This window comes from Ferrovibrio sp. (genome assembly GCF_046297595.1).
Classification (GTDB): Bacteria; Pseudomonadota; Alphaproteobacteria; order Ferrovibrionales; family Ferrovibrionaceae; genus Ferrovibrio.
In genome coordinates this window covers 163,112-178,202 of record NZ_JBKBHT010000005.1, presented here as the reverse complement: position 1 = coordinate 178,202, position 15,091 = coordinate 163,112, and the positions used below count along the sequence as shown (strand labels likewise).

Here is a 15,091-nt window from a genome sequence, read left to right as displayed (position 1 = left end):
TCGATCGCCTCCGGCCGGTCGATCACCATCGAGATCCCATGGAGATGGGCGGGGCCAGACTTTGATAGAAGGCTGGCCTCTGTGATTTTGATGGGAGCATGTAATGCAGGTTGGAGAGCATCATGTCGTTGCCGGCGAACTGAACGCGATCTTCGTGTCGCTGGAACTGAGCCGTAGCAGTTGGTTGATCACATCATTGTCGCCAGGAGCGGGCGAGAAGATGTCGCGTCATGCGGTTGAGGCAGGTGATATTGCGGCACTCCTTGAGCGTTTTGCTATGTTGCGAAGCAAAGCCCAACGGCTCAGGCAACGCGACTATCCGATCATCACCATCCATGAGGCCGGGCTCGACGGCTTCTGGATTCACCGCGTGCTGGTGTCCGAAGGTGTCGAGAGCCATATCGTCGATGCGGCTTCGATCGCGACCTCGCGCCGCAAACGCCGGGTAAAGACCGACCGTGTCGATGGCGAGACGCTGGTCAGGACATTGCTCGCCTACAAGCGCGGCGAACCACGCGTGTGTCCGATGCTGCGGGTGCCCACGCCGGAAGAGGAAGATCGTCGGCGCATCGGGCGCGAGCGCAAGATCCTCATGAGCGAGCGCATCCAGCACAGCAACCGGATCAAGGGCCTCCTGTTCTCGCAGGGCATCACGACATATTCGCCCCTTCGCCGCGATCGGCGCACAGTCCTCGAGACGCTTATGACTGGCGACGGCCGTCCACTCCCCGAGCATATGAAGCGGCAGATCTTGCGGGAGATCGGCCGGCTGGAGCAGATTCTCGAACAGCTCGCGGCCGTAGATGCCGAACGTGACGCCATGCTTGCCACGGACGGATGCCAGGATACGTCGGTCGTCCGCATGCTCACCAATGTCGTCGGCGTTGGCCCCGAGTTCGCCTCGGTCCTATGGTCGGAAGGTCTGTTTCGGCACTTCGACAACCGACGACAGGTCGCCGCTTATGCGGGCTTGGCGCCGACGCCGTGGCAAAGCGGCTCCGTGGCCCGGGAACAAGGCGTCAGTAAGTCCGGCAACGGCCGATTGCGCAGCACGCTGATCCAGCTCGCCTGGCTCTGGATTCGGCATCAGCCGGGCTCCGAGCTCACCAAGTGGTTTCGCGATCGTGTCGAACGCAATGGCGGCCGCATGAAGAAGACCATGATCACCGCGTTGGCCAGGAAGCTGCTGGTGGCGCTGTGGAAGTACGCCACCGCCGGCGTGGTCATCGAAGGCGCCACCGTGCGCGCATAATGGAGATTTTGAGTTCCGTCGGGGCTTGATCAGCCCTGCGGATCGAGGTGGGCGACCGTATCTGCGGCCTGGCAACAATGCCGTCATCGAGTCTGGAATCGCCCTCCTGAGCCCTTGCCGCCGCAAGCGGGATATTGGTTCGACCGCACGGGCGGCGACCGGATGTGAGGTTGATACGTGCATAGGCGCGGATCAGGAGACGGGCTCGGACCTCAGTTCGTCAGTTCAAGCAGACCGACGCAAGGCGCGCCGCTGATTTGTGAAGGCGTACCGACCATTGTCGTTCCGGCTGACGGTGCCGGTGAAGCCGCCGGATGGCCTCTGTTCGGGGCTGATCTGGCGCCGGGACGGCCTATGCCTGCAACGGCTTCGCCGACCTTCTTCCCCTGCGGCTGCGCCGCATTCCTCGCGAGCCAACAAGCCCGGCTTTCGCCGTCCTTCGCTCACGCTGCGGCCCGCTGGGTGCAGCCGTCCGACCCGTCGCCTCTCGACAGCCACGAGGCCGCATCGGGCGGCTTCGGCAAAAGTCAGGAGATACGACATGGCTCAGATCGGCACCTTTACCCGCAGCGACGACGGCACCTTCGCCGGCACGATCCGCACCCTCAACATCAACGTCAAGGCGGTCATCAAGCCCGTCGCCAAGGACAGCGAACGTGCGCCCGACTTCCGGGTCACCGCCAACGGCGTCGAACTGGGTGCCGCCTGGAGCAAGGCGGCCAAGGAATCGGGCACCGAATACCTCTCGGTCAAGATCGATGATCCCTCCTTCCCGGCGCCGATCTACGCGACCCTGATCCAGGGCGATCAGAGCGAACACAAGCTCATCTGGTCGCGCTGACCCCGACGTGGGCGCTCCGCTTCCGGCGGAGCGCCCCAGCTCATCTCACCACCCCTTGACGGGAAATCTCTCATGTGAGGCCGCAATGGTGCGGGCTCGAAAGACAGTGATCAAGGAGACTTCCCATGGCGACCATCGGCACCTTCAAGAAGACCGGCTCGAACGAGTTCACCGGCGAAATCGTCACCCTCAGCGTCCAGACCAAGAACGTCCGCATCGTCCCCGACGCCCGCTCCACCGGCGAGAACGCTCCCAGCCACCGCGTCTTCGTCGGCCGAGCCGAGATCGGCGCCGCCTGGTCCAAGCGCTCCAACGAGGGCCGCGATTATCTCGGCCTCAAGCTGGACGACCCGAGCTTCAACGCTCCGATCTACGCCAACCTCTTCGACGACGAGGAAGGCGAAGGCTTCAGCCTCATCTGGTCTCGCCCCAGCCGCCGCAACGGCGACTGAGCCGCCAGCAACGCCCCGCCCGGACAGCCGGGCGGGGCATCGCGCCTGTGGGAATCCAGTCCGCGATCCGGCCGGAAACTCCCGATCATCCCGGAAAAATGACACCGCGCCTTTTCTCATGTACGAATCCCTAGTTTACTAGGTGGCAGTATATTAGGGGAAACGGCGACCTCTCCGCATGAGATTGCGGGAGCTTGTCGCCAGAAATTTGCGTCGACTGAGACACGCCAAGGGCTTGTCGCAGGAGGAACTTGCCGATCGTGCCGAGATCAATCGCAACTATGTCGGCATGCTTGAGCGGGAACAGCACGCCGCGACGATCGATATGCTGGAAAAGCTGGCGATCGTGCTTGAAATCGATCCGGTCGCGTTTTTCGAACGGACCGAGCGGCAGAGCGCCGACGAAGATTGATTGCACGACCCGCAGCGATGTCTACGCTGCATCACGCGATGTCTTCTCGCGCAGCTTACGACAATTCAAAACTTCGATAAAATCGACTCGGAATCGAATGGCTGTCGCCATTGATGTGTCGGGGGACCCATCGTGACCGCGCCGGATTTTCTTGACGAACCGCCCCGAGGCGCGTCGCTGACCGACTACGACATCAAGCATTTGAAGCTCTACGTTCGCCTGCTCGATGCCGATGCCGAGGGAGCGGACTGGTGCGAAGTGGTTACCATTCTGTTCGGCATTGATCCCAGAGATGATCCCGAGCGCGCCCGGCACATCCATGAATGCCATCTCCTGCGCGCCCGATGGATGACCGAACACGGTTATCGCGACCTGCTTCGGCGCGGCCATCACTGAACGGGTCCGCGATGCACCGCAGCGATCACGCGGCGCTTTTTCCGGGTCTTCCCTGATCCAGCTCAACCGGCAATCGTATCCGGCCCGGATACATGAACCATGTGAGCCAGGAGGTAATCGATGGCGCCGGACCCATCGCAGTGGCGAGCTTCGACCAGCTACGACTATTTCGACGATCTCGGCATTTCCGACCTGGCGTGGGAGTGCTTGCGCCGCAATGTCGACTACCAGCGCGACTATGCAAAAGCATTGAAAGAGATGGATGACCCAGAGCAGGCGACCGCGTCGTTCCGCCTGCGCTGGGGGTTGCAATTTCCCTGCCCACCCAAGCCACAGCGCCATCGAGGAACCCGTTCACTGGACGACGGAGGCCGACCTTGGAAAGGTTCTGCTGATCGCGTCGCCATCCCTTGGCTCCGCCGGCGCACCACTGCCCGCGCTTGACCCGAACGTAACGCGCCGCAGCGCGCACGAACTCCACGCAATTCATGGCGACGGCGCCGACGCAGTCCATGTCGTGTTGCTCGGCGGCATTGGTCCCGACCAGCCACTAGCCGCGGTCGTCCCGCTGGACACTGATGCACCAGACCGGATCGAGGCCATCTCGCGCATTTGGGGCGGGCTCCAAGCGCCGCCTCCGCCCGCCGATCTGCGCGTGACGCTTCAGCGCCGGCAGCGCCTCCGTCACATGCTGCGGGCCTTCGACGGCCGCGCTTGCCGCGCAACCTACCGGGAGATCGCCGAGGTGATGTTCGGCGTGTCCCGCGTTGCCTCCGACTCCTGGAAAACATCGGCGCTCCGTGATTCCACCATTCGCCTCGTTCGCGATGGCCTCGCCATGGTCGATGGCGGCTACCGTGACCTGTTGCGTCGGCGCAGACGGCGCTGACGGAGCCTATCCAGGGGGGTGCGAAATAGCCCCCTCAATCTTCACCATCCCCCCAGACGGCAGCTCTTCGCCACCGTGGCCTTCGCCCGCCGCTGATCGCCAGCGGCCTCAACGAACACCCCGGAGGCCCGATCATGTCCGCCAACCTCGCCGGCTTGCCGCCGCGCTTTCTACGCACTCCTGAAGCCGCCCGATTTCTAGGTCTCTCCGGCCGCACGCTGGAAAAGCACCGGACCTATGGGACTGGCCCGGCCTATCGCAAGCTCGGCGGCCGTGTCGTCTACGCCATCGACGACCTGCAGGCCTGGGCCGATCGGGGCGCCGTCACATCCACGTCGGATCCCCGCGGCGCCGTTCTTCCCGCCAAGCGCCATGAACCGACGGCGCCGGTCCAATCCGGCCGCCACGCGCGCTGAGACGTGCCGGTATGTCGTCCCGCCATCACAGTAGCGAACGCGAGCAGCTCGATCTCTTCCGAGCGCTGCCCGGCGACCTCGCGCCGCGAGATGCGCAGGACCTCATGGCCTATCCGTTCTTCTCGCTCGCCAAATCGAAGCGCCTGGCGCCGATCGACTTCAAGGCGGGCTCGATCGTCATCCGCGTCGAAGCCGTCCCCGAGCATGGCATGGCGACCATCTGGGACGCGGACGTGCTGATCTGGGCAGCCTCCCAGATCGTCGAAGCGCGCGACGCCGGCCTACGCCCGTCGCGGCTCATGGGGACCACTCCGTATGAGATCCTGAACTTCATCGGCCGCGGCGTGTCGCTACGCGACTACGACCGCCTCAAGGCCGCGCTCGACCGCCTACAATCAACCACGATCGCCACATCGATCCGCCAGCCCACCGAGCGACGGATGCACCGCTTCTCCTGGATCAACGAGTGGAAGGAGAAAGCCGACAGCCGAGGACGGCCCCTTGGCCTCGAGCTGATCGTACCCGACTGGTTCTACGCCGCGGTCCTCGACGACGCGCTCGTACTGACGATCGACCGCGCCTACTTCGATCTCACGGGCGGGCTCGAACGCTGGCTCTACCGGCTCGTGCGCAAGCATGGCGGCCGCCAGGAGTTCGGCTGGAGCTTCGATTTCATCCACCTCCACGCCAAGTCCGGCTCGCTCTCGCCGCTCAAGCACTTCGCCTACGACCTGCGCGACATCGTCCGCCGCCAGGCGCTGCCCGGTTACCGGCTGACCATCGAGCAGCCGGCCAGCGGCCCCGAACGCCTTTCCTTCGTACCGACCGATCCGGCGCCGCTCGGCATGCCGCGACGTCGCCGTTCCAACACTCGCTCTGGGGATAAGCTGTGAATTGCCTCGTGCTATCAGGGACCGCGCCTATCGTGCCATCGGGGACCCGATCATCGTGCTATCGGGGACCGGAATCGTCGATTCCACGCATCGAATCAAAAGCTTGCGGCGTCCGTAACTTCTCTAACCTAGATTCCTTCGGAATCTTTCTAACGCACCCCGCGTTTTGCCCGCCTGCGGATAACTGCCGAGCAGCGGCCGGGAGCGCGTCATGATCGTCGCGTTCCTCAATCAGAAGGGCGGCGTCGGCAAGACGACACTGGCGCTGCACCTTGCCGGCGAATGGGCGAGACGCGGTCAGCGCGTCACCGTGATCGACGCCGACCCGCAAGGCTCGGCGCTCGACTGGTCGCAACAAAGGGCACGCGAGCGCCTTCCGCGCCTGTTCGGCGTCGTCGGCCTGGCGCGCGATACGCTCCATCGCGAAGCGCCGGAGCTGGCGCGCGACGCCGATCACATCGTCATCGACGGGCCGCCCCGCGTCGCCGGGCTGATGCGTTCCGCATTGCTCGCCGCCGATCTCATCCTGATCCCGGTGCAGCCATCGCCATTCGACGGCTGGCCTCGGCCGAGATGCTGGCACTGCTCAGTGAGGCACGCATCTATCGTCCGCAGCTCACGGCCCGCTTCGTGCTGAACCGATGCGGTGCGCGAACCGTCATCGCCCGCGAAACAGCCGAGACGCTCGCCGATCACGATCCGCCGGTGCTGGCATCCACCATCGGCCAGCGCGTCGCCTTCGCCGATACGGCGCAGTCCGGACGCCTCGTGTCGGAGGTCGACGACGACAGCCCGGCCGCGCGCGAGATCGCCGCACTTTGCGCCGAGGTCGGGAGGCTCGGATTATGACCGGGCCGTCTCAGAAACGCGGCTTCGCCGCCCGGCCCGGCGACGCTGAACACTGGATCAAGTCGTCAGGGACGCCGCCTGCGCGCGGCCCGGACGCCGCCGTGTTCTCGGCGCGATTGACCATCGACGTCACCTCCGAATTGCGCGGGCGCATCAAGATCGCGGCATTCCGGCGCGGCGTCACGGTCGCCGACATGCTGCGCGACCTGCTCACGCGCGAATTTCCCCCGACCGAAGGAGACCCATCATGACCGGCACCGCGGCTTTGCGCGTGCGCAGCGGCCCGTCGCCGTCCGCGCTCGCGTCCGACCACCTGACCCATGTCGAACTGACCTGGATTGAGAAGAAGATCGAATACTGGATCCGGTTTGGAGACGACGTCCACGAGCAAATTCTGGATCGCCGCCGGCGTATCCTCTCCTACCAGCCGGGCAGCGTCTTCGCGTTCGTCCGCTGGGCCTCCAACGATTTCGGCACGGTCATCTCGCGCATCGACATCGTGCGCGCCGTCTCGCCGCGCCAACCCTATCAGACGCTGCCGTTCGTGCGCCCGGGCGGTGACATCCTGCTCAAGCTCGAAGGCTGGCCGAAGGTCGAGCACGTCCTCCAACTCGTCGACGCCATCGAAGCGCTCAACATCGATTCGGCAGCAGTCTCGCCCGATCATTGGCGGCACATCCACAACCGCCTGACGGCAGGCTACGAGCCTCGTGCCTACACGTTCGAGCAGCATCGGGCATTCCTGAAGCGCCGGAGTGCCCAGCCATGACCCGCTTCGGTTACGGCATGACGACGTATTTCGCCGTGATGCTGATCGGCGGCCTGTCGTTCATCCACATTGCGCCGAAGCTGATTTGGAACGCCTCGGCCAGCACGCCGATCGGGCTCTATTCTATCGATCGATCATCCCGGCTCGACGTGACCGACCTGGTCGCCGTGGCCGCTCCCGAACCGCTCGCCACGTTCCTGGCCGAGCGCGGCTACCTGCCGCGCGGCGTCCCGCTCATGAAGCGCGTTGCCGGCCTTCCGGGGCAGCAGGTCTGCCGAACCGGCGCTCGCATCACCGTCGATGGCATCGCGATGGGAGAGGCGCTGCGGCGTGACCGCCTCGGCCGTGATCTGCCCGTCTGGCAGGGCTGCCGGCGCGTCGCGGACGGCGAGATTTTCCTCATGAACTGGTCCGTCCGTGACAGCCTCGACGGCCGCTACTTCGGTCCCATTCCCACCAGCTCGATCATTGGCCGCGCGATGCCGGTGTGGACCGACGAAGACGACAGCGGCCACTTCGAATGGCGCGCCCAAACACGTTGAGGGGCGCGCCGAACCTCTCCCCCACATGCAGCAGAAGGAACTTTCCCATGCCACAGATCGGTCAATTCACCCGCACGAAGTCCGGCTATTCCGGACACGTCCGCACGCTCACCCTCGACGCCGCGCTTTCTCTCTTTCCGGCCGAACCTTCCGACGCCGAGAACGCGCCGGACTACCGCGTCCATCTCGGCGACGAAGATGGCCCCGAGGTCGGCGCCGGCTGGAAGCGGACCGGCGAGAAGGCTGGCGAGTACGTCTCGCTGCTCCTCGACGATCCCGTCTTCGCGCAGCCAGTGCGCGCCAATCTGTTCCAGTCCGGCGACGACAAGACGACCTGGGGGCTCCACTGGAACCGTCCGCCGAAGCGCGGCGAGCGGGACTGAGGCCATGCGGACGCTTCACCCACCGCGCAGGCGTTTCGTGGATACCGGGCGGACGCATGCCGCCCGGCATCTCGCCATCCTTCTCCTTTCCGGCCTGCTTTTCGGCGCCGGAATGCCGGCCGCTACTTTGGCTCAGAGCGCGCCGGTCGAGCGAACCGATCCTGCCGATCCGATCGCCGCCTATGTCACCGAAGCCTCGCAACGCTTCGGCGTTCCGGCGGCCTGGATTCGCGCCGTCATGCGCGTCGAAAGCGCCGGCGATGTGCGCGCGATCTCCCGAGCGGGTGCGATGGGACTCATGCAGATCATGCCCGATACCTGGGCGGCGCTGCGCATCCGCCATAATCTCGGCAATGATCCCTACGACCCGCGCGACAACATCTTGGCAGGCGCGGCCTACCTGCGCGAAATGCACGACCGCTACGGCTCGCCGGGCTTCCTCGCGGCCTACAACGCCGGTCCTGGTCGCTACGACGAATATCTTGCGGACGGTCGTGCGTTGCCGGCGGAAACGCGGGCCTATGTCGCGGCCCTCGCACCTCTCATCGGCGGCAGCGAGATCGCCGGAACAGTCACTGTCGCGACTGCCGATCCGCTGGCGTGGACGCGCGCCCCGCTGTTCATCGCGCGCGCCGATGGCACGACCTCTGCTGATCGGGCGCAGACCGGGGGCCGTTCTGAAGACGCTCCGGCGGCGGCTCCGCTGCGCAAGGTTTCCGCGATCACGCCGCAGTCCACCGGCCTGTTTGTCGTGCAACCAGATGCTGGAGGTCCGCGATGACGGCGCCTCGACCGGATCGCGGTCTGGCGTGCCCCGGCGCATCATGGAGAGCGTTGAGGGGGGAGCGAGGCAACACGACCGCACGATGGCAGGATAAAGGGGCGCGATGTGCGCTTCGTTTCGGTCGTGTTTTTTCAGGGGCTTGCGCAGCGAATTCGCGAGGTGCGCCTGATCGGCGCAGCCTGCGGCTTCGGCAATTTCAGAAGAAAATCAGTGCCGTTGCGCGATGTGCGGGATCGCCACCATGAGCGGCGAGGACGATTTCCGCATCCGGCCAGGCCGCATCCGCTCGACGAGCGCGCAGCGCGCCCGACCCTTCATCGCGCAGGCGCTGGCGGCGGCCCAGCGCGCCGGCGGAACGGTCTCCCGCAAGGGGACGATCGGGCCGAATCACCGCTCCCGGTTCGGCCGAGGCCAGCGCGCATCGGTGCAGGCAAACCGGTTCATCACGTTCCGCTCGCGCGGCGCCGTCGTCAAGGCGCGTGTCGTCCGTCACGGCGGACGGAGCGCGCCGCTCGCGACCCACCTCAGCTATCTAAGCCGCGAGGGCGTCACCCGGGACGGAGAGAAGGCCCGGCTGTTCGGCCCCGGCACGGACGACGCCGATCGACAGGCGTTCGCGGAGCGGTGCGAGGATGACCGGCATCATTTCCGGTTCATCGTCTCGCCCGACGACGCCTTGGAGATGTCCGACCTCAAGTCCTTCGCCCGCGACCTCGTCGGACAGATGGAAAGGGACCTCGGCACGAAGCTCGATTGGGTCGGCGTCGATCATTGGAACACCGGGCATCCGCACGTCCACCTGATCGTGCGTGGCGTGCGCGAGGACGGCGAGAACCTCGTTATCTCGCGCGACTACATCAAGGAGGGCATGCGCGATCGGGCGCGCGACCTGATCACCCAGGAGCTCGGCCCCCGCACCGATCAGGAGATCCGCCGCACGCTCGAACGCCAGATAGCCGCCGAGCGTTGGACCAACCTCGACCGGCAGCTCGCGCGCGACAGCACCCGCACCGGCGTCATCGATCTCGCGCCGTATCCCGACCGCCAACCCGACGAGTTCCATGCGCTCAAGGTCGGGCGACTACGCAAGCTGGAATCGCTCGGTCTCGCCAGCCAGATCGGTCCCGGCCAATGGACCATGTCGGAGAACGCTGAGGCGACGCTGCGCGAGCTGGGCGAACGCGGCGACATCATCAAGCGCATTCATCGCGGCCTGGCCGAGCGGGGCATCGAGCGTGGCGCGGCCAATTATGTGCTTGCCGGCGAGAGCCTGGACGATCCCGTCGTCGGCCGGTTGGTCGCTCGTGGCCTTGACGACGAGCTGAAGGGCACGGCCTATGCCGTGGTCGATGGCGCCGACGGGCGCACCCACTACATCAAGCTGCCCGATCTCGATGCCGCCGGCGACAGCACGCCGGGCTCGATCGTCGAACTGCGCAAGTTCGACGACGCCCAGGGCCGGCGGCGCGTGGCGCTGGCGGTCCGCTCGGACCTCTCGATCGAGCGGCAGATTACAGCGACCGGCGCCACCTGGCTCGACCGTCAGGCTATTGCCCGCGAACCGGTCGCCCTCGGTGGTGGCGGCTTCGGCGCGGAGGTGCGCGGGGCGATGAACCGCCGCGCCGAACATCTAATCGGGCAAGGCCTCGCCGAACGTCAGGGCCGCGGAGTCAGCTTCAGCCGCAATCTTATCGAGACCCTGCGCCGGCGCGAACTGGACGCGCTCGGAGAAAAGCTGGCGTCGGAGAGCGGACGGCCGCTGACGCGCGCTTCGACCGGCGAATATGTCTCCGGCACCTACCGGCAGCGCTTCGCGCTCGCCTCCGGCCGGTTCGCGATGATCGACGACGGCCTCGGCTTCCAGCTCGTGCCCTGGTCCCCCTCACTCGAAAAGCAGCTCGGCCGCCATGTCTCCGGCCTCGCGCGCGGCGACGGCGGCATCGACTGGAGCTTTGGCCGCAAGCGGGGGCTCGGCCTGTGACCACCACTCCTCACGAAGAAAGGACCCCGCAATGTCCGCCACCAAGATTCTCTGGGGCCAGATCCTCGCCGTATTCCTGATCGTGCTCGTCACAACCTGGTCCGCGACGCAGTGGACGGCCTGGCAGCTCGGCTTCCAGCCGCAACTCGGTCGGCCATGGTTCGAGCTGTTCGGCTGGCCCATCTACTATCCGCCCGCCTTCTTTTGGTGGTGGTACCTCTACGATGCCTACGCGCCGCCGATTTTCGTCGAGGGCGCATACATCGCCGCATCCGGCGGCTTCATCGCGATCGCGGTCGCGATCGGCATGTCGGTCTGGCGAGCCCGCGAGGCCAAGAACGTCGAGACCTACGGCTCCGCGCGCTGGGCCCGACCCGACGAGGTTAAATCCGCTGGGCTGCTCGGACCCGACGGCGTCGTGCTCGGCAAGCTCGATCGCACCTATCTCCGCCACGACGGACCCGAGCATGTGCTCTGCTTCGCGCCGACCCGTTCCGGCAAGGGCGTCGGCCTCGTGGTGCCGTCGCTCTTGACCTGGCCGGGCTCAGCCATCGTCCACGACATCAAGGGCGAGAACTGGCAGCTCACCGCCGGCTTCCGCGCGCGGCATGGCCGGGTGCTGCTCTTCGACCCGACCAACGCGAAGTCGGCCGCCTACAATCCGCTGCTCGAAGTCCGTCGCGGTGAATGGGAAGTTCGCGACGTTCAGAACATCGCCGACATCCTCGTCGATCCCGAAGGGTCGCTGGAAAAGCGGAATCACTGGGAGAAGACTAGCCACGCGCTCCTCGTGGGGGCCATCCTCCACGTCCTCTATGCCGAGGCCGACAAGACGCTCGCAGGCGTCGCCGCCTTCCTGTCCGATCCGAAGCGGCCGATCGAGTCGACGCTCGCCGCCATGATGAAGACCGCCCATCTCGGCGCGGCCGGACCCCACCCGGTCATAGCCTCCGCCGCCCGGGAACTGCTGAACAAATCGGACAACGAGCGCTCGGGCGTGCTGTCGACCGCCATGTCCTTTCTCGGGCTCTACCGCGACCCGGTCGTGGCGGCCGTCACGCGCCGCTGCGACTGGCGCATCACCGACATCGTCGGCGGCGTGCGGCCGTCGACGCTCTACCTTGTGGTCCCGCCCTCCGACATCGCGCGCACCAAGCCGCTGATCCGGCTGATCCTCAATCAGGTCGGCCGGCGATTGACCGAGGATCTGCAGGCCAAGGGCGGGCGGCACCGGCTGCTCCTCATGCTCGACGAGTTCCCGGCACTCGGCCGCCTCGACTTCTTCGAGTCCGCTCTGGCGTTCATGGCCGGCTACGGCCTGAAGAGCTTCCTGATCGCGCAGTCGCTGAACCAGATCGAGAAGGCCTATGGGCCGAACAATTCGATCCTCGACAACTGCCATGTGCGCGTCAGCTTCGCAACCAATGACGAGCGGACGGCCAAGCGCGTCTCCGATGCGCTCGGCACCGCGACCGAGATGCGGGCGATGCGGAACTATGCCGGGCACAGACTCAGTCCCTGGCTCGGCCATCTGATGGTCTCGCGCTCTGAGACCGCGCGGCCGCTGCTGACGCCCGGCGAGGTCATGCAGCTCCCACCTGCGGACGAGATCATCATGGTGGCGGGTACGCCGCCGATCCGGGCGAAGAAGGCCCGCTACTTCGAGGATCGTCGGTTTCAGGAACGCATCCTGCCACCGCCGGCGCTGGCAAAGACAGCGGCGGCAAAGCCGGACGACTGGAGCAAGATGCCGCTGCCGCCGCGGCTGGAGATCGAGGGCGCCGGCGCAAAAGATGGCCAGGGCGACGACGAGGATCCGACCGGCTCTGAACGCCGCCACCAGCCCGAGCTGAACAAGGCCGGGACCGTCGAGAAGAAGGCGCCGATCGACAACGAGTTCGCGGCCGATTTCGGCGACGACGAGGAAGACGACAGCGCCCGGATGAGCCGGATGAACCAGGTCATGCAGGGCGTCGCCCGACAGGTCTCGCTCGACCCCAATGACGGCATGGACCTGTGAGGCGCCGATGACGAAGCCATCAAAGAAGCAGCGCCTGTCGGTCTATCTCGACCCAGACGTCATGAAGGCGCTGGCGGTCTATGCCGCACGGCGTGACCAATCACGCTCCCTGATTGCCGAAGCGGCCATCGCTTCCTTCCTGTCGCCCGACGCCGCCGAACGGCAGGAAGCAGCGACCACCAAGCGTCTCGACCAGGTCGATCGGCGCATGACGCGAATGGAACGCGACCTCGGCATCTCCGTCGAAATGCTGGCCGTCTTCGTCCGCTTCTGGTTGGCGACCAATCCGCCGTTGCCGGAACCTGCCCAGGCCGCGGCGCGTGCTCAGGCAGGTGAGCGATATGACGCCTTCGTCGCTGCGCTCGGCCGGCGACTCGCCAAGGGACCAAAGCTGCGTCAGGAAATTTCGGAAGACGTGTCGGGCGTCGCGGACGCGCAATAATCATCGCTCGCGGCATCGCAAGTATTCATCCGTTCCGCCGTTCCCCTGTCTTTGTACGCCAGAGTGCTACGACCACATTCCGGTTGTTGCCACGCCCCAACTTCTGCCTCTTCTACTCATCCCCGATCCAGGGCCGCTTGTCGGCGGTCCCGCACGGAACGGGGACGACATGGCGGTTTCTCACCAGCAATCCGAGGCGATACTTCGCGGCGCGCGCATGTTGCGCACCGCTCTCGGCCCCGCCATCGCAGGATTCCTGGAAGACCCGTCGATCGTCGAGGTGATGCTCAATCCCGACGGGCGGCTCTGGATCGACCGCCTATCCGGGGGACTTTCCGATACGGGAGAGCGCCTGTCCGCAGCCGATGGCGAGCGCATCGTGCGCCTGGTCGCGCACCATGTCGGCGCCGAGGTTCACTCCGGTCGCCCGCGCGTCTCTGCTGAGTTGCCCGAAACGGGAGAGCGGTTCGAAGGTCTGCTGCCGCCCGTCGTAGCAGCTCCGGCCTTCGCGATCCGCAAGCCAGCCGTCGCGGTCTTCACGCTGGCCGACTACGTCGCGGCCGAGATCATGTCAGCCGACCAGGCCGCGATCCTTCGTCAGGCCGTCGCCGACCGGCGCAACATTCTCGTCGCAGGCGGCACCTCCACCGGCAAGACCACGCTCACCAATGCGCTGCTCGCCGAGGTGTCGAAGACCTCCGACCGCATCGTGCTGATCGAGGACACGCGCGAACTGCAATGCGCCGCGCCGAACCTCGTCGCGATGCGCACCAAGGACGGCGTCGCCTCGCTCTCCGATCTCGTCCGCTCCTCCCTTCGCCTGCGTCCCGACCGCATCCCGATCGGCGAGGTGCGCGGCTCCGAAGCGCTCGATCTCCTCAAAGCATGGGGCACGGGCCACCCCGGCGGTATCGGCACGATCCATGCCGGCACCGCGCTCGGCGCGCTGCGCCGCCTCGAACAGCTCATCCAGGAAGCTGTCGTCACCGTCCCCCGCGCGCTGATCGCCGAGACCATCGATCTCGTCGCGGTGCTCAGCGGCCGAGGCTCGACCCGTCGCCTCGCCGAACTCGCCCGCGTCGAGGGTCTCAAGCCGGACGGCGACTACCGCGTCACCCCCACAACCCAGCCCCTCTCAGGAGATCTCCCATGAATCGTCATTGCCTGCGCTTCCGCCGCCATATCTCGACGGCGGCGGCCGTCGCCTTCGTCAGCATGATGATGGCGCCCGCCGCATATGCTTCCGGCTCGTCCATGCCTTGGGAAGCGCCGCTGCAGTCCATCCTCGAATCGATCGAGGGACCTGTGGCCAAGATCATCGCTGTGATGATCATCATCATCACAGGTCTAACACTCGCCTTCGGCGATACATCAGGCGGCGCAAGGAAGCTGATCCAGATCGTCTTCGGCCTGTCGATCGCCTTCGCCGCGTCGAGCTTCTTCCTGTCCTTCTTCTCCTTCGGCGGTGGAGCGCTCGTCTGATGGCGAGCCTGATCGACAGCGCCGGCGAAGTACCGGGCTACGCCGTCCCGGTCCATCGCGCGCTCACCGAGCACATCCTGCTCGGCGGCGCGCCACGTTCGATCGCCATCCTCAACGGCACGCTGGCGGCAGCGCTCGGCCTCGGCCTGCGCCTCTGGCTGGTCGGTCTCGGGCTCTGGGCGATCGGCCATTTCGCGGCCGTGTGGGCGGCCAAACGCGATCCGCAATTCGTCGATGTCGTGCGCCGCCACCTGCGCATTCCCGGCCATCTGAACGTCTGAGGTGGGC

General features: G+C 66.0%; 20 protein-coding genes and 1 pseudogene. All 21 read left to right on the top strand.

The genetic code is table 11. The features are described from left to right. Positions 1 to 103: 103 nt before the first annotated feature. Entirely contained in the window at positions 104 to 1,252 is a 1,149-nt protein-coding gene (locus ACK4FJ_RS14825; RefSeq protein ID WP_409767492.1) for an IS110 family transposase, read from the top strand. A 541-nt stretch (positions 1,253 to 1,793) separates the two neighbouring features. After that, positions 1,794 to 2,093: a DUF736 domain-containing protein gene (locus ACK4FJ_RS14820; protein ID WP_409767491.1), complete on the top strand. Its 300-nt coding sequence runs from the start codon at positions 1,794 to 1,796 to the stop codon at positions 2,091 to 2,093. A 125-nt stretch (positions 2,094 to 2,218) separates the two neighbouring features. Continuing rightward, the gene (locus ACK4FJ_RS14815; protein WP_409767490.1) at positions 2,219 to 2,545 is read left to right on the top strand and encodes a DUF736 domain-containing protein; all 327 of its coding nucleotides are present in this window, start codon (positions 2,219 to 2,221) and stop codon (positions 2,543 to 2,545) included. Positions 2,546 to 2,723: 178 nt separating this feature from the next. Then, the gene (locus tag ACK4FJ_RS14810) at positions 2,724 to 2,957 is read left to right on the top strand and encodes a helix-turn-helix domain-containing protein (protein ID WP_409767489.1); all 234 of its coding nucleotides are present in this window, start codon (positions 2,724 to 2,726) and stop codon (positions 2,955 to 2,957) included. Between the two features lie 132 nt (positions 2,958 to 3,089). Then, positions 3,090 to 3,353: a DNA -binding domain-containing protein gene (locus tag ACK4FJ_RS14805; protein ID WP_409767487.1), complete on the top strand. Its 264-nt coding sequence runs from the start codon at positions 3,090 to 3,092 to the stop codon at positions 3,351 to 3,353. Positions 3,354 to 3,473: 120 nt separating this feature from the next. Continuing rightward, positions 3,474 to 3,797 carry a transcriptional regulator domain-containing protein gene (locus ACK4FJ_RS14800; protein WP_203196840.1) on the top strand — a complete coding sequence of 108 codons (324 nt, stop codon included), beginning with the start codon at positions 3,474 to 3,476 and terminating at the stop codon, positions 3,795 to 3,797. 73 nt (positions 3,798 to 3,870) lie between these two features. Further along, entirely contained in the window at positions 3,871 to 4,242 is a 372-nt protein-coding gene (locus tag ACK4FJ_RS14795) for a DUF2285 domain-containing protein (protein WP_409767486.1), read from the top strand. Positions 4,243 to 4,376: 134 nt separating this feature from the next. Next, positions 4,377 to 4,658 (top strand): helix-turn-helix transcriptional regulator, encoded by a 282-nt coding sequence (locus ACK4FJ_RS14790; RefSeq protein ID WP_409767484.1) that lies wholly within the window; start codon positions 4,377 to 4,379, stop codon positions 4,656 to 4,658. A gap of 11 nt (positions 4,659 to 4,669) precedes the next feature. Continuing rightward, positions 4,670 to 5,551, top strand: coding sequence for a replication initiator protein A (locus ACK4FJ_RS14785; RefSeq protein WP_203192652.1), 882 nt, complete (start codon positions 4,670 to 4,672; stop codon positions 5,549 to 5,551). 211 nt (positions 5,552 to 5,762) lie between these two features. Then, a pseudogene (gene parA / locus ACK4FJ_RS14780) lies at positions 5,763 to 6,400 on the top strand (ParA family partition ATPase). After that, positions 6,397 to 6,651 (top strand): hypothetical protein, encoded by a 255-nt coding sequence (locus ACK4FJ_RS14775; protein ID WP_409767483.1) that lies wholly within the window; start codon positions 6,397 to 6,399, stop codon positions 6,649 to 6,651. The pseudogene parA and the gene ACK4FJ_RS14775 overlap by 4 nt, the downstream one beginning before the upstream one ends. After that, entirely contained in the window at positions 6,648 to 7,169 is a 522-nt protein-coding gene (locus ACK4FJ_RS14770; RefSeq protein ID WP_409767482.1) for a DUF2840 domain-containing protein, read from the top strand. Before ACK4FJ_RS14775 ends, ACK4FJ_RS14770 begins: the two co-directional genes overlap by 4 nt. Next, complete coding sequence (locus ACK4FJ_RS14765; protein ID WP_409767481.1) at positions 7,166 to 7,711, top strand: S26 family signal peptidase; 546 nt, start codon at positions 7,166 to 7,168, stop codon at positions 7,709 to 7,711. Before ACK4FJ_RS14770 ends, ACK4FJ_RS14765 begins: the two co-directional genes overlap by 4 nt. A 47-nt stretch (positions 7,712 to 7,758) precedes the next feature. Continuing rightward, a complete protein-coding gene (locus tag ACK4FJ_RS14760) occupies positions 7,759 to 8,094 on the top strand; it encodes a DUF736 domain-containing protein (protein WP_409767480.1) in 336 nt (111 codons plus the stop codon). A gap of 4 nt (positions 8,095 to 8,098) precedes the next feature. Continuing rightward, positions 8,099 to 8,875, top strand: coding sequence for a lytic transglycosylase domain-containing protein (locus ACK4FJ_RS14755; protein ID WP_409767478.1), 777 nt, complete (start codon positions 8,099 to 8,101; stop codon positions 8,873 to 8,875). Between the two features lie 244 nt (positions 8,876 to 9,119). Then, a complete protein-coding gene (locus ACK4FJ_RS14750) occupies positions 9,120 to 10,859 on the top strand; it encodes a relaxase/mobilization nuclease domain-containing protein (protein ID WP_409767477.1) in 1,740 nt (579 codons plus the stop codon). A gap of 31 nt (positions 10,860 to 10,890) precedes the next feature. Further along, positions 10,891 to 12,879, top strand: a complete 1,989-nt coding sequence (locus tag ACK4FJ_RS14745) for a conjugal transfer protein TraG (protein WP_409767476.1) — start codon at positions 10,891 to 10,893, stop codon at positions 12,877 to 12,879. A 7-nt stretch (positions 12,880 to 12,886) separates the two neighbouring features. After that, positions 12,887 to 13,321, top strand: coding sequence for a ribbon-helix-helix protein, CopG family (locus tag ACK4FJ_RS14740; RefSeq protein ID WP_409767475.1), 435 nt, complete (start codon positions 12,887 to 12,889; stop codon positions 13,319 to 13,321). 169 nt (positions 13,322 to 13,490) lie between these two features. After that, positions 13,491 to 14,474, top strand: coding sequence for a P-type conjugative transfer ATPase TrbB (gene trbB / locus ACK4FJ_RS14735; RefSeq protein WP_394002943.1), 984 nt, complete (start codon positions 13,491 to 13,493; stop codon positions 14,472 to 14,474). Then, on the top strand, positions 14,471 to 14,803 hold the full coding sequence (locus ACK4FJ_RS14730) for a TrbC/VirB2 family protein (protein ID WP_409767473.1): 333 nt from the start codon (positions 14,471 to 14,473) through the stop codon (positions 14,801 to 14,803). Before trbB ends, ACK4FJ_RS14730 begins: the two co-directional genes overlap by 4 nt. After that, on the top strand, positions 14,803 to 15,084 hold the full coding sequence (locus tag ACK4FJ_RS14725) for a VirB3 family type IV secretion system protein (protein WP_203192640.1): 282 nt from the start codon (positions 14,803 to 14,805) through the stop codon (positions 15,082 to 15,084). Before ACK4FJ_RS14730 ends, ACK4FJ_RS14725 begins: the two co-directional genes overlap by 1 nt. Positions 15,085 to 15,091 lie beyond the last annotated feature (7 nt).